Source organism: Mycobacterium sp. E1715 (assembly GCF_001667625.1).
Taxonomy (GTDB): domain Bacteria; phylum Actinomycetota; class Actinomycetes; order Mycobacteriales; family Mycobacteriaceae; genus Mycobacterium.
Genome location: NZ_LZJJ01000055.1, coordinates 1 through 12,912, shown reverse-complemented (window position 1 = coordinate 12,912; position 12,912 = coordinate 1). Strand labels below are relative to the sequence as shown.

Below are 12,912 nucleotides of genomic sequence, written 5' to 3'. Positions count from 1 at the left end.
AGCAGGGCGCCGCCGGGTTCGTGCTCAAGGACTCGACGCGCAGCGACATCGTCAAGGCCGTGCTCGACTGCGCGCAGGGCCGCGACGTGGTGGCGCCGTCGCTCGTCGGGGGCCTTACCGCGGAGATCCGTCATCGGGCGCAACCGACAGGACCCGTGCTCAGCGCGCGAGAGCGCGAGGTGCTCAACCGAATTGCGCGCGGCCAAAGCATTCCCGTGATCGCCGCCGAGCTGTTCGTGGCCCCGTCGACGGTCAAGACGCACGTGCAGCGCCTGTACGAGAAACTTGGCGTCAGCGATCGTGCTGCCGCCGTTGCCGAGGCGATGCGGCAAGGCCTGCTCAGCTAGTGGCCGGCCAGTGGTCCGATTCGCTGATCGTCGGACCGTCCGTCCGCAGAAGTGAGTTCGCGACCGCGGCGGCCTCGCCCACCAGGTGGCGGGCCCGCCGTTCCACCTCGTAGAGGTGGCCGGCGCCGACTCCGATGTTGGTCAGCCGTCGGCGGGCGTAGACCAACGGATCGACTCCTGCGGGATGGTTGGTCCGGTAGGTAACCGCCTCGACCATGGCGGGACCTCCGCCGGCGCCGGCTCGCTGCACCGCTTCGCCGACCGAAGCACGCACTGCCGCAACGTCTTTGCCGTCGACCGACGAGACGGGTAACCCGTAGCAGTCGCGCGGCCCGCGGCGCACACCGGACCCGTCGCGGATGCTCTCGACGACGAACACGACCGGAAGCCGCCACGACACCGCGATCCGCGCGGCCGATTGGAACTCGGCGGACTTGGCGGCGTCGTCCCCGATGACGCACACGGTGACCCCGCCTGCGCCCGCCACCTGCTGCCCGTAGGCGTCGCCGATCGCGAACAGAATGGATTGCCTGACCGGGCTCGACGTGCCGAAGATCTGCTTCCATTCGGCGGCGAAGACGCTTTCCTTCGCACCGCCGGCCGCAGGCCTCGTCGGGGCGGTCATCTCGGCGATGGCCGGACCTAACGGTCGGGCGAGGCCGACCTCCTGGGCGTGCTGGAAGTGGCGGATCGCGGTGTTCAGGATGTCGCCCGGCCGAAGCGCCGCGATGGTGCCGACGGCCACGGCCTCCTGGCCGAAGGCGGCCTCCATGGGCCCGTTGAGCAGCCCGTCGATGCGCCGCTCTTCCAACGCCATGTCAAGGAGGCGCAGTACCCACAATTGGCGGTACAGCTCCAGCTGCTCTTCAACGCGTGCGGCCGACAGTTCGGGTGTGCGAGCCATGTGCCGGGTCTCCTAACTCGTCGCGGGATCGTGGCGGCGTCGGCCGGAGCACTGCGACGGACGGGGGTCCGGTCGGTGGCTGAGGTGACTGCCGTTGTACACACGATCAACGTAGGGCGGCAGGGCGGGCCGGAACTCCGCCGATCGGTCCGCAAAGGGGATGAATCTCCGTTCCCCCAATCGGGGGACAGCGCGGCGGCTCAGTCCTGGTCGCGAGGGGTCGGTGACAGCAACTGCTCAGCCGCCGAGTAGGGGTCCCGGTCGCCGTCGACGACCGTCTCGGCGAGCCGGTCGAGGTCCGGCCGGCCCCGCAGCCGGGTCTGCGCCAGCGACAGGATCTGGGCGCGGGCGCGGGCCAGCCGGCGGGCGCGAGTGTCGGTGCGGTGGTGATCCTCAATGGCCGCCATCAATTCCGCGATGCCCTCGCCGCGCGCGGCGACGAGGCTGACGATGGGTGCGTCGGTCTCGGCCCGCAGGTCCCGCACGGTCTGTTCGGCGCCGTCCCGGTCGGCCTTGTTGACGACCACGATGTCGGCGACTTCGAGCACCCCTGCCTTGGCCGCCTGAATCGCGTCGCCCGCACCGGGATTGAGGATGACGACGGTGGGGTCGGCGACCGCGGCGATCTCGATTTCGGACTGCCCCACCCCCACGGTCTCCAGCAGCACGACGTGGTAACCGATCGCCCCGAGCAGCCGAATGGCCGCCGGTACCGCGGCGGCCAATCCCCCGAGGTGACCACGGGTCGCCACCGACCTGATCAACACGTCGGAGTCGTTGATATGCGAGGCCATCCGTATTCGATCGCCCAGGAGTGCACCACCACTGAACGGCGACGACGGGTCCACGGCCAGCACCGCCACCCGGGACCCCCGCTCCCGGTAGGCGCCGACCAGGGCGGCGATCGTCGTGGACTTGCCCGCGCCCGGGGGCCCGGTGATGCCAACGACGTTCACCGATGACGGTTCGAGGCTGGCCAGCACCTCGTCACGGCGCTCGCCCTCGACCAGCGAAAGGAGCCGACCGGCCGCGCGCGGAGATCCGTTGCGCGCGCTGATGATCAGGTCGGCGATCTCCATTTAAGGGGCGGGGACCTCGATGACGGTGGCGGACCCGATGCCGCCGCCGTATAGCCCCTCCCCCAGGATCACGTCGTCGACTTGCGCGGGGTCCCAATACTTCGCCGCCTGGGCGACGACGTGGTGCCCGAGGTGGAAGGCGCTGGTGTCGCGCAGCGTGCCCTTTCGGGCGGTGCCGATGGGTGTGCGCAGGGCGGACACGATGACGGCGTCAGGCACGGGTGTTCTCCAGTTCGACGAGCGCGTCGCGAGTGCCCGAGAGCCCCCGCAAGATTGTGAGAACACTATTCTCTCATTGCGAGTCGGCGTTGCAAGGAGAGATCGGCTCGCGACCAGTCGCAAAATCGCATATACCAGCATCGCGGGGTGCGATTCTGCGGCTGCTCGCAAATCAGGAGGCATCGTCGGCAATGGACGGAATGATCGCGGTCCCGGGCGGCAACGTGTGGTTCGAGCGCATCGGTGGCGGACCGGGCCTTCCCCTGCTCGTCGTGCACGGCGGGCCCGGATTGCCGCATACCTACCTGCGTTCGCTGGAGCGGTTGGCTGACGAGCGCGAAGTCGTCTATTGGGATCAGCTCGGTTGCGGCAACTCCGAGCGCCCGTCGAACCCGGATCTGTGGACCATGTCGCGGTCGGTGGCCGAAATGGATGCTGTGGTAAGAGGACTCGGCCTCAAGGGTTTTCATCTCTTCGGCAACTCGTGGGGCGGGATGATGGCGCAGCAGTACGCGCTCGACGTCCCGTCGGGCGCCGTCAGCCTCACCATCTCCAACAGCATCGCCTCCATACCGGAGTTCTCCCAGATGGTGGCCCGCTTGAAGGCCGAGCTCGATCCGGCGACGCAGTCCGCGATCGACCGCCACGAAGCCGCGGGGACGACGTACACGGCCGAATATCAGGACGCCATTCGCACCTGGAACGAAACCTACCTCTGCCGCGTGCGGCCCTGGCCCCCAGAGCTTTTGGCGGCCTTCGCCAACATGGGAACCGATATCTTCGAGACGATGTTCGGGCCGAGTGACTTCCACATCGTCGGGACGATCCGCGACTGGGACGTGTTCGACCGATTGCCGGAAATCACCTTGCCGGCCCTCGTCCTTGCCGGCAGGTTCGACGAATGCGTGCCCGAACACATGTGGGAGATGCACCGGCGCATCGCTGGCTCGCGCTACGAACTGTTCGAGTCGAGCGCTCACATGCCCTTCATCGAGGAGCCGGCCAAGTTCGATCGGGTGATGCGAGACTTTCTGCGGCATCACGATTCCGCGTGAGCGGCTGTCACATCAGTTCTTCGCCAGCTTGGTGACGATCGAGCGGAAGTCGTCGGTCGTGAAGGACTGGTGCTCGGCCGACAGGGCATAGTCCAGACTGGCGAGGACCGCGCGCTCCAGATGAATGTTGAGCACCCGTTTGGTGCTTTCCACCGCCTGCTGAGGCAGCTCCAAAATCTTTTTCGCACAAGCGGTTGCGTCCGCGACGGGGTCGGCGGACACGTGGTTGGCCAACCCCAGCTCGACGGCGCGCTGGGCACTGATGCGGGTGCCCGTCAAGGCGAACTCCTTGGCCAGCAGCAGGCTGATATGCAGTGGCCAGGTCAGCGGACCGCCGTCGGCGGCCACCAATCCCACCTGCACGTGCGGATCCGCGAGGTAGGCCTCTTCGGCGATGTAGACGATGTCGCTCAGGGCTACCAGGCTGCAGCCCAGCCCTACGGCCGGGCCGTTGACCGCGGCGACCACCGGAATTCGGCACCGCGCCATGCCCAAGACGATCTCGCGGCCGTCCCGAATGGTTTTGGCGCGCAAGTCGGCATCGGTCGACAGCTCCTTGAGGTAGGAGAAATCCCCGCCCGCCGAGAACGCCCTGCCGGCCCCGGTGATGACCGCCGCGCGGGCCGTCGGGTCATCGGTCAGTCGCTGCCACAGTCGCGCGAGTCCGACGTGCAGATCGTCGTTGACCGAATTGAGCGACTCCGGCCGGTTCAAGGTGATGATCCGCAGCGGGCCGTCGGCTTGGACGTCGATTTCGGCAGGCATGTCGTACACGTCAGACTCCTTTTATGGTCGTGACCCGCTTCACCCGGGCTCCGCCCGCGCTCGCGATCACTCCGGCTATGGTCGTGACCCGCTTCACCCGGGCTCCGCCCGCGCTCGCGATCACTCCGTCTATGGTCGTCACCCGCTTCACCCGGGCTTCGCCCGCGCTCGCGATCACTCGGACAATCCCAAGATGCGTGAAGCGATGATGTTCTTTTGTATCTGCGATGTCCCGCCCATCACACTCTGCGCGCGGCTGTACAGGTAGGCGCTGAGCAGGTCCGGATCTCGCGTCCCGCTGACCGCCAGCGCAGCGTGTCCGACGGACTGCTCGACCCAAGTCATCAGCAGCTTGTCCAGCGATCCCTCGGGCCCGTGCGAGACACCGTCGAGCTGTTCGGACAGCCGCCGCCGCACATGATGCGTCAGCATCTCCGACTGGACCGCCGCCCACGCCAGCTCCTCGGACACCGGTCCTTCGGTGCGCGCGTACAGGCTTCGCACGAGTTTGCCGTAGCGCGCCGCGTAGCCGAGCGTGGACGGTTCGCGCTCATGGCCGACGACGGTCATGGCCACCGCCCAGCCATCACCCGGGGCGCCGACCATCCTGTCGGCCGGAACCTTCGCGTCGTCGAAGAACACCTGGCCGAATTCGTTGGTCACACCGTTGATCATGCGCAACGGACGTTGTTGCACACCAGGCTGTTTCATTTCCAGCACGAACGCCGACAGGCCACGGTGACGTTTGGCCTCCGGGTCGGTGCGGGCCAGCAACAGGCACCAGTCCGCAACGTCGGAGTAGCTGGTCCAGATCTTGTGCCCGTTCACCACGTAGGTGTCGCCCTCGAGGCGAGCGGTGGTGGTCAACGAGGCCAGGTCGGAGCCGGCGCCGGGCTCGCTGAAACCTTGGCACCATCGCTCGGTGCCGTCGATGATGCCGGGCAGGAAGCGTTGACGCACTGCGTCATTGGCGTGCCGGCCGATTCCGTAGATCAGGTAGCCGACGCTGGGACGCGGCGGGGCGCCGGCCCGGGCGAGTTCCTCGTCGACGATGACGTCATAGACGGGCGGCAGCTCCCGCCCGCCGTACTCGCGGGGGAACGACAGCCCGAAGAATCCCTCTCGATACAGGGCCTCGTGCCATTCGGCCTGACGGGCCCAGTATTCGTCGCCCGACCCGGAGAACTCTCCCGCGTGCACGGAAAGCCAGGACCGCAGCCGCTCCCGGAACGCTGCCTCCTCTGGTGAGTCACGAAAGTCCAAGATCGATCTCCTTCAACGCGACGGGCCACAGTTCCGTCGATAGCAGGGCGCGCCGCAGGTAGACGTGCACCACGCAGTCCCAGGTGTTGCCGATGCCGCCGTGTACCTGGATGGCCGTCTCACAGACGGTTCGGGCGGCTCGCGCGCAGTAGACCTTCGCGACCTGGGCGGCGCGGATGGCGTCGGCGGGCGGCAGCTCGTCGACAGCCCACGCGGCATGCCGCGACACGCTGATCGAACCCTCAATCAGCGCACGGCTTTCGGCCAGCAGGTGGGCGATCGCTTGGTAGGACCCGATCTGCTTGCCGTACTGTTCGCGGATCTTGGCGTAGTCGCACGCGACGGCGTGCGCACCGCGGGCGATCCCCACCAGGTCCGCCGTCGTGGTGACCAGCGCGAGCGCGCGCCATTGCGCGGCGATGTCGGGGGACACCTCGCCCAGCGCCGCCGGAGTTCCCGCGATCCTGGCGTCGGCGCGGGTCAGGTCCGCACCGTCGGTCGGGCCCCCTACGTCCGCGGCGAGGACCTCGCCACCGGCCAGGCTCAGGGCCCGCTGGGCGCCGCGCGCGTCGATCGCGCGACCGTCGACCGCGATGGTCGCGCCCGCGGCGTCGGCGCCGACGTGGCGGGTGAGATCGTCCGCGAGCACCGGGCCGAGAAACGGCGCGTCGATCAGCCGTCGTCCGAATTCCTCGGCGACGATGGCCACTTCGACGCCCGACGCCCCGTCGGAGCGCAGCGACCGCCACCCCGTCCCCGCGAGTTGCTTGTCCAGACGCGTAATCCGGCTCTGGTCGTCGAGGTCCTGCACCGCCGACGGCCCCAGGTCGTCGGCCAGTTTGGCGGCAGCGTCACGCAGTTGCTGTTGTTCAGCCGTCAGACGTACGTCCATAGCGCTCCTTCAGCACTCGGCGCAGCACCTTGCCCGAGGGCAGGCGAGGGATGTCGGGCACGAACACGACGCGGCTCAGGTGTTTGTAGGAAGCCAGCCGCTGATCGACGCGGGCCGTGAGTTCGCCGGCATCGACGGGTGCGCACGTCGCGACGGCGGCGACCACCGCCTCCCCGTTGATTCCGTCGGGCACGCCGAACACCGCGCAGTCCTTGACGGCGGGATGGCCGTGTAGCACCGTCTCGATCTCGGCGGGCGCCACCTGAAATCCGCGCACCTTGATCATCTCCTTGAGGCGATCGGTGATCCGCAACCAGCCTTCGCCGTCGAGCCAGCCGACGTCACCGGTCCGGTACCAGCCGTCATGGATCACCTCAGAGGTTGCTTCGGCCGGCAGGTAGCCGGCCATCAGCGATGAAGAGCGGGCCTGAATCTCACCGACCTCGCCGCGGCGGACCGGCTCACCCGTCTCCAGTGAGACCACCCGCACGTCCACGCCCGGCACCGGGCGACCGACGGCGTCCAGCCGGGCTCCCTGGATCGGATTGCAGGCGATGACAGGCAATTCCGTGGTTCCGTACGCCGGAACCCAACCGACGCCGGTGCGCCGGGTGACCGCCTCGGCGACGTGGGCGCTGACCGGCGTCGCCCCCCACATGATGTAGCGCAACGAGGACAGGTCGTAGGACTCGAGCCTGGGATGCGAGGCGATGGCCAGCGCGATGGGCGCGACCGCCATTTCGACTGTGATGCGGTCGGTTTCGATGTGATGCAGCATCCGGTCGACGTCGAACCGGGGGTGCAGCCGCACGCGGACGCCGGTGCGCAGCGCCGTCAGGATGTTGAGCAGCCCGAGGATGTGCGACGGCGGCGTGGCAACCTGAATGCGGTCGCGCACCGTGAGCTGCAGCGCCCCGCGCCAATGCCGGACGGCCTCGTCGAGCGCCGCGTGGGTGTGCCGGACGGCCTTCGGCAGCCCAGTGGTGCCGGAACTGAACACCAGCACCGCGTCGGACCGTGGCGACGGCGCCGAGGGCGTCGACTCCCCGGGCGCGATCGGCTCGTCCAGGTGCAGCATCGGCATCGCGCCTGCCAGCACCGGGTGGTCACCGACCGCGTGAGCGGGTTCGGTCAAGGCGAGCGCGTGGTCGACTTCGTCACGCTTCCAGGCCGGACTGATCAGCACGGCCGTCGCCGCCAGGCGCCAGATCGCCAGCAAGACGGCGACGAACTCCGGCCGATTGGACGCCATGATCGCGACGCGCTGACCCGCGCCGACACCGTTCTTGGCCAGGATTGCGGACCAGCCGGCGGCCAATGCATCCAACTGAGGCAGGCTGAAACGCCGTTCCTCGAACACGACCGCGGCCGGCTCGGTCACGTCCCGTCCTTCCCTGACAGGCCGGGCTGACCTGACATCCCCACAAGCTTGAGAAGATCCTATCGCTCTGTGAGAATAGTATTCTCTATAGTGAAGAATGCAAGTACGGGAGGGTGGTGACGATGGCAGTCACCCGAAGCATCGAGGAGACCCCACGGGTGACAGATCCGTCGAACGGCTCCGTTGCGGGCACGGTCACCATTCACATGGACCGCAAGAAGGTCTCGGTGCCGATAATTCCCGGCGAGACGCTGTTGGAGAGCGCGCGGCGGGCCGGCCTCGAGCCGCCGTTCAGTTGCGAGGCGGGCAATTGCGGCACGTGCATGGCCAGGCTCGAAGAAGGCCATGTGACCATGCGGGTCAACGATGCTCTCGACGACGACGAGGTCGCCGAGGGCTACATTCTGACGTGCCAGGGCGTGCCGGAAACGGATTCGGTCACGGTGCGCTACGAGTAGCACCCGAAGAGAGGTGGCGGCGATGGCCAAGGGAATCATGTACGTCGAAAGTCGGCCCTGTTCGCCTGCGCGCGACCAGGAATACAACACCTGGTACGACGAGGTGCACATCCCCGAACTGCTGGCGCTCGACGGAATCGTCGCGGCGCGACGGCTGCGCCCTCTTGACGGGCAGGGCCCCTATGTCGCCATCTACGAACTCGAAGGCGACGATCTGCAGGCCATCTTGGACAACATGATGGCCAACGCCGGGCAGCTGCACATGTCCGATGCGTTGCTATTGGATCCCGCGCCGATCCCTCGATTGCTCGAGACGACGAGCGAGCGGAGCCGCTGAGCCGATGGACGTCGATGACTTGATCCTGGTGAGCATCGACGACCATGTGGTCGAGCCGCCGGACATGTTCCTGCGCCACGTGCCCGACAAGTACAGGGAGGAGGCCCCGATCGTCGTGACCGACGCTCACGGCGTCGACCAGTGGATGTACCAGGGCAGGCCGCAGGGCGTGAGCGGGCTCAACGCGGTGGTGTCGTGGCCGGCCGAGGAATGGGGCCGCGACCCGGCCGGTTTCGCCGAAATGCGCCCGGGCGTCTACGACGTCCACGAGCGCGTGCGGGACATGAACCGCAACGGCATCCTGGCCTCGATGTGCTTCCCCACCTTCACCGGATTCTCCGCGCGGCACCTCAACATGACGCGTGAGGACGTCACGCTGGTGATGGTGTCGGCCTACAACGACTGGCACATCGACGAGTGGGCCGGCTCCTACCCGGAGCGCTTCATCCCGATCGCCATCCTGCCGACCTGGACCCCCGAGGGCATGTGCGCCGAGATCCGCCGGGTCGCGGCCAAGGGCTGCCGGGCGGTCACGATGCCGGAATTGCCTCATTTGGAAGGGCTTCCGAGCTACCACGACGACGACTATTGGGGCCCGGTGTTCCGCACGCTGTGCGAGCAGAACGTGGTGATGTGCCTGCACATCGGCACCGGGTTCGGGGCGATCAGCATGGCCCCCAACGCGCCGATCGACAACCTGATCATCCTGGCCACCCAGGTCTCGGCGATGTGCGCCCAGGATCTGCTGTGGGGGCCTGCCATGCGCAACTACCCCGAACTTAAGTTCGCGTTCTCCGAGGGCGGCATCGGGTGGATCCCGTTCTACCTGGACCGCAGCGACCGCCACTACACGAACCAGAAGTGGCTGCGCCGGGACTTCGGGGACAAGCTGCCCAGCGAGGTCTTCCGCGAGCACTCGCTGGCCTGCTACGTCACCGACAAGACGTCGCTGAAGCTGCGCCACGAGATCGGCATCGACATCATCGCCTGGGAATGCGACTACCCGCACTCGGACTGCTTTTGGCCGGACGCCCCCGAGCAGGTGTTGGCCGAGCTGAACGCCGCCGGGGCCGACGACTCCGACATCAACAAGATCAACTGGGCCAACGCCTGCCGGTTCTTCAGCTGGGATCCGTTCGCGCGGACGCCGCGGGAGCGGGCGACCGTGAAAGCCTTGCGCGCCAATGCCCTTGACGTCGACGTGTCGATCCGGTCGCGCGCCGAGTGGGCGCGGCTCTATCGGGAGAAGCAACTCGCCAAGCTGCCGTAGCGCGGCAGTGCCGCCGAATGTGCGGCTAGCTTCACACTCGCGCGGCTGGCCTCATCGAGTGCGCCCCGGCGCCTCCCTGGCAGCTTCGACCGCGATGCCGGCCACGGCGACGCTCACTCGCCGAAGTAATGGCCGGCGTCGAGATCCTCCAGCAGCCCGGCCCGTTCGGGGTTCCAGTCAAGTTCCTTGCGCGTCAGCGCGCTCGACGTCGGATTGTCCAGCGCCGCAAAGAGTGCAAGGAAGCCGAAATGACCGGCATCCTCGGCCGGAATGCTCACCGTCGGCACACCCAGGTGGCGGCCGATTACGGCGGCGATGTCGCGGAACGCCACGCCTTCGTCGGCCACGCCGTGCAAACGCGTACCCGCGGGCGCATTTTCGAGCGCCAGCCGGTACAGGTGGGCGGCGTCTAGCGTGTGCACCCCCGGCCAGCGGTTGGTCCCTTCGCCGATGTAAGCGGACTTCCCGCTGTCGCGGGCCGTGTTGATGAGGTGATGCGTGAAGCCGTGGTGGTCGAGATCGCTGTGCACGATCGGGGATAGCCGGATCACCGACGATCTCACCCCACGCTCGGCCAGCGCGATCACCGCGTTCTCCGAGTCGACCCGCGGTCCCCCGGGCAATGTGTCCTGTTCGGTGCTGGGGCCGTCATGCCCCAGCAACGACAGAAGCAGCGTTCCCGAGGTGCTGACGAAGGGCCGGTCGGAGCCGACGAGCGCCTCCCCGATGGCCTCGACGGCCCGCAGATCCGCCTCGGCCGCCGCCACGAAGTTGTCGAAATCGTGTTTGAAAGCCAGGTGGATGACGCCGTCGGACGCCGCGGCGGCGGACCGCAACCCGTCGAGGTCGTCGAGGTCGCCGCGGTGCACCCGCACGCCCTTCGCCGTCAGCGCGGCGGCCGACTCGTCGGAGCGGGCGAGGCCGGTGACTTGATGACCCGCACGCACGAGCTCGTCGATGACGGCCGAACCGATGTGCCCGCTGGCGCCAGTGACAAAGACATGCATGGAAATCCCTTTCGCTGTTTCGTATTCGCCGGCTTCCAGTCAATGACCGCGGCAGACCGACTGTCCAAGACCTGTTTCATATGGCGTGATACCGAATCGGCATCACCGCATGTCACCGGCACCTTCGGTGCGGATGTCAGTTGCCGGCGCCGTTACACTCTCAGCATGGCCCGTTCCGTATTGCCCGTGATCGACCTCGATCTGCGGTTGGTCGGATATTTCGTCGTGGTGGCCGAACACCGGCACTTCGGCCGCGCCGCGACCGCGCTGCGCGTAGCGCAGCCGTCGTTGAGCCGGCAGATCCGCCGGCTCGAGCAACAACTGGGTGTTCGACTCCTGGATCGCACGCCGCAAGGCACCAGGCTGACGGAGGCGGGAGAGGTGTTCCTGCCCCGGGCCAAGGCCCTGCTGCGCTCGGCCACGCAAGCCGCGGCACAGGCCCGGGCCGCCGCCCAGCCCAGCCGAATCGCGATCGGATACACGACCGGGATGATCGTCACCCCCGCGGTGCGCGAGATGCGCCGCGAACACCCCGACGCCGAAGTGCAAGTCTCGCATCTGGATTGGGGCCAGGCCCTGGACGCGTTGCTCGGACATCGAGTGGACGCCGTGGTGACCCGGCTACCGTTCCCGACAGACGGCCTGCACGTGACCATCCTCTACGACGAGCCCCGGGTGCTGGCTATGTCGGTCGACCACCGCCTCGCGGGCCGGGACTTCGTCACGCTGGACGACATCGCCGACGAGCCGATGCCCCGAGTCCGTGACTCCGACCCGGCGTGGAATGCCTTCTGGCGCATCGATCCCCGGCCCGATGGCCGCCGGGCGCCCGATGGACCGTTCATCGACGCGCTCGAGGACAAGTTCGAAGTCATCGCCTCCGGGCAGGCGGTGGCAATCACTGCCGGGTTCCGCGGCAATGCCCTGCGGCCCGACATCACCACCGTCCCGTTGCAAGGCGTCGAGCCCTGTCACGTGGTGTTGGCGACGCGCGCCGGGGACCGCAGTCGGCTGGTGGCGGCCTTCCGTAAGCTCGCCGAGGCGCACCTGAGGGGTCCGGTGTCCTGACGCCGGCGTGAAACCACCGTCGCGCTCGCGAGCGGTGCGCGCTAGACCTGGGGCAGCTCCGGCGGCGGACGGTATTCGGGGTCGTAACCGGAGACGTGGATCGGGCTACCGACGAGCCGGAAATCGCCGGCCGTGACAATGATTTCGGGGGTTGCTTCGAGCGCCTCCGGCAGGGTCCTGACGGCCGCCGCCGGCACTCCGAGCGGACGCAGTCGGCGTTCCCACCCCGCGGCGGTGTCGGTCGCCAGCATCGCCGTGACGACGGCCAGCACCTCGTCGCGGCGGGACACCCGTTCGGACATCGTCTCGAACCCCCCGATGCCCGCCTCGGTGGCGAAGGACTTCCAGAAGCCGTCGTGCGTGATGAACAACGCCAGATACCCCTCGGCGGTCGGAAAGAGCTGCGCCGGAACGTAATACGAGTGCGCGCCATAAGGACGCCGCTGCGGCTCGACACCGTCATTGAGGTAGGCGGACGCGTGGTAGTTCAGCTGCGACAGCATCACGTCGCGCAGCGAAACGTCGACTTGTCCTCCGGTTCCGGAGATGATCTTGGCCAACAGCCCCAGCGCCGCGGTCATCCCGGTGGAGTTGTCGGCCGACGAGTAACCGGGCAGCGTCGGCGGGCCCTGCGGGTCGCCGGTCAGGGCGGCGGTGCCGACGCCCGCCTGCACGACGTAGTCGAAGGCCGGATCGTCGCCGCCGTACAGGCCGAATCCGGTGATCGCGACGCACACGATCCGCTCGTTGTGCCGCCGCAATCTCTCATAAGTCAATCCCAGCCGGCGGATCGCCGACGGCACCGTGTTGTGGATGGCCGACGAGCGCGCGATCGGCGACCACATCGCGCCGAAGATCACCAAGGCC

14 protein-coding genes and 1 pseudogene are annotated in these 12,912 nt (G+C 67.8%); 6 read left to right on the top strand and 9 right to left on the bottom strand.

What is annotated here, in order from left to right:
• Positions 1 to 347: response regulator transcription factor (locus A9X03_RS03205; protein WP_197508457.1), on the top strand; the 347-nt coding region annotated here is incomplete at its 5' end.
• On the opposite strand, the gene A9X03_RS03200 is transcribed toward A9X03_RS03205, so the two are convergent.
• From A9X03_RS03200 to A9X03_RS03190, 3 genes and pseudogenes are all read right to left on the bottom strand, one after another.
• The gene (locus A9X03_RS03200) at positions 340 to 1,251 is read right to left on the bottom strand and encodes a thiamine pyrophosphate-dependent enzyme (protein WP_067759765.1); all 912 of its coding nucleotides are present in this window, start codon (positions 1,249 to 1,251) and stop codon (positions 340 to 342) included. The two genes, A9X03_RS03205 and A9X03_RS03200, sit on opposite strands and share 8 nt — an antisense overlap.
• Before the next feature lie 200 nt (positions 1,252 to 1,451).
• Positions 1,452 to 2,330 carry a methylmalonyl Co-A mutase-associated GTPase MeaB gene (gene meaB / locus A9X03_RS03195; RefSeq protein WP_067759781.1) on the bottom strand — a complete coding sequence of 293 codons (879 nt, stop codon included), beginning with the start codon at positions 2,328 to 2,330 and terminating at the stop codon, positions 1,452 to 1,454.
• A 36-nt stretch (positions 2,331 to 2,366) separates the two neighbouring features.
• Positions 2,367 to 2,549 (bottom strand): annotated as a pseudogene (locus A9X03_RS03190) (acetyl-CoA C-acyltransferase); the annotation flags it as partial.
• A gap of 191 nt (positions 2,550 to 2,740) precedes the next feature.
• Between A9X03_RS03190 and A9X03_RS03185 the strand changes: the two are divergent.
• A complete protein-coding gene (locus A9X03_RS03185) occupies positions 2,741 to 3,604 on the top strand; it encodes a proline iminopeptidase-family hydrolase (RefSeq protein ID WP_369807441.1) in 864 nt (287 codons plus the stop codon).
• Positions 3,605 to 3,616: 12 nt separating this feature from the next.
• Here A9X03_RS03185 and A9X03_RS03180 read toward each other — a convergent pair whose 3' ends face one another.
• The 4 genes from A9X03_RS03180 to A9X03_RS03165 form a co-directional block, all read right to left on the bottom strand.
• Entirely contained in the window at positions 3,617 to 4,378 is a 762-nt protein-coding gene (locus A9X03_RS03180) for an enoyl-CoA hydratase/isomerase family protein (protein ID WP_067759793.1), read from the bottom strand.
• 165 nt (positions 4,379 to 4,543) lie between these two features.
• Positions 4,544 to 5,632, bottom strand: coding sequence for an acyl-CoA dehydrogenase family protein (locus tag A9X03_RS03175; protein WP_067759804.1), 1,089 nt, complete (start codon positions 5,630 to 5,632; stop codon positions 4,544 to 4,546).
• Complete coding sequence (locus A9X03_RS03170) at positions 5,619 to 6,524, bottom strand: acyl-CoA dehydrogenase family protein (protein WP_067759810.1); 906 nt, start codon at positions 6,522 to 6,524, stop codon at positions 5,619 to 5,621. The genes A9X03_RS03175 and A9X03_RS03170 overlap by 14 nt, the downstream gene beginning before the upstream one ends.
• The gene (locus A9X03_RS03165; RefSeq protein ID WP_067759816.1) at positions 6,502 to 7,905 is read right to left on the bottom strand and encodes a class I adenylate-forming enzyme family protein; all 1,404 of its coding nucleotides are present in this window, start codon (positions 7,903 to 7,905) and stop codon (positions 6,502 to 6,504) included. The genes A9X03_RS03170 and A9X03_RS03165 overlap by 23 nt, the downstream gene beginning before the upstream one ends.
• 122 nt (positions 7,906 to 8,027) lie before the next feature.
• Between A9X03_RS03165 and A9X03_RS03160 the strand changes: the two genes are divergently transcribed.
• The 3 genes from A9X03_RS03160 to A9X03_RS03150 are packed head-to-tail and all read left to right on the top strand — an operon-like array spanning position 8,028 to position 9,970.
• The gene (locus tag A9X03_RS03160; RefSeq protein ID WP_067759850.1) at positions 8,028 to 8,363 is read left to right on the top strand and encodes a 2Fe-2S iron-sulfur cluster binding domain-containing protein; all 336 of its coding nucleotides are present in this window, start codon (positions 8,028 to 8,030) and stop codon (positions 8,361 to 8,363) included.
• A gap of 22 nt (positions 8,364 to 8,385) precedes the next feature.
• A complete protein-coding gene (locus A9X03_RS03155) occupies positions 8,386 to 8,700 on the top strand; it encodes a DUF4286 family protein (RefSeq protein ID WP_067759852.1) in 315 nt (104 codons plus the stop codon).
• A 4-nt stretch (positions 8,701 to 8,704) separates the two neighbouring features.
• Positions 8,705 to 9,970, top strand: coding sequence for an amidohydrolase family protein (locus tag A9X03_RS03150; protein WP_067888158.1), 1,266 nt, complete (start codon positions 8,705 to 8,707; stop codon positions 9,968 to 9,970).
• A 113-nt stretch (positions 9,971 to 10,083) separates the two neighbouring features.
• Here the strand turns inward: A9X03_RS03150 and A9X03_RS03145 are convergent, their stop codons facing one another.
• Positions 10,084 to 10,977, bottom strand: a complete 894-nt coding sequence (locus A9X03_RS03145) for an SDR family oxidoreductase (protein ID WP_067759819.1) — start codon at positions 10,975 to 10,977, stop codon at positions 10,084 to 10,086.
• 165 nt (positions 10,978 to 11,142) lie between these two features.
• On the opposite strand from A9X03_RS03145, the gene A9X03_RS03140 reads away from it, so the two are divergent.
• Positions 11,143 to 12,045 carry a LysR family transcriptional regulator gene (locus tag A9X03_RS03140; protein ID WP_067759826.1) on the top strand — a complete coding sequence of 301 codons (903 nt, stop codon included), beginning with the start codon at positions 11,143 to 11,145 and terminating at the stop codon, positions 12,043 to 12,045.
• A 41-nt stretch (positions 12,046 to 12,086) separates the two neighbouring features.
• Here the strand turns inward: A9X03_RS03140 and A9X03_RS03135 are convergent.
• Positions 12,087 to 12,912 (bottom strand): CoA transferase (locus tag A9X03_RS03135; RefSeq protein ID WP_231975340.1); only part of this gene is annotated, 826 nt, incomplete at its 5' end.

Coding starts and splice junctions, on each gene's coding strand:
- A9X03_RS03160 (WP_067759850.1), top strand. CDS start 8,028: ATGGCAGTCACCCGAAGCATCGAGGAGACCCCACGGGTGACAGATCCG.
- A9X03_RS03140 (WP_067759826.1), top strand. CDS start 11,143: ATGGCCCGTTCCGTATTGCCCGTGATCGACCTCGATCTGCGGTTGGTC.
- A9X03_RS03200 (WP_067759765.1), bottom strand. CDS start 1,251: ATGGCTCGCACACCCGAACTGTCGGCCGCACGCGTTGAAGAGCAGCTG.
- A9X03_RS03170 (WP_067759810.1), bottom strand. CDS start 6,524: ATGGACGTACGTCTGACGGCTGAACAACAGCAACTGCGTGACGCTGCC.
- A9X03_RS03150 (WP_067888158.1), top strand. CDS start 8,705: ATGGACGTCGATGACTTGATCCTGGTGAGCATCGACGACCATGTGGTC.
- A9X03_RS03145 (WP_067759819.1), bottom strand. CDS start 10,977: ATGCATGTCTTTGTCACTGGCGCCAGCGGGCACATCGGTTCGGCCGTC.
- A9X03_RS03185 (WP_369807441.1), top strand. CDS start 2,741: ATGGACGGAATGATCGCGGTCCCGGGCGGCAACGTGTGGTTCGAGCGC.
- A9X03_RS03155 (WP_067759852.1), top strand. CDS start 8,386: ATGGCCAAGGGAATCATGTACGTCGAAAGTCGGCCCTGTTCGCCTGCG.
- meaB (WP_067759781.1), bottom strand. CDS start 2,330: ATGGAGATCGCCGACCTGATCATCAGCGCGCGCAACGGATCTCCGCGC.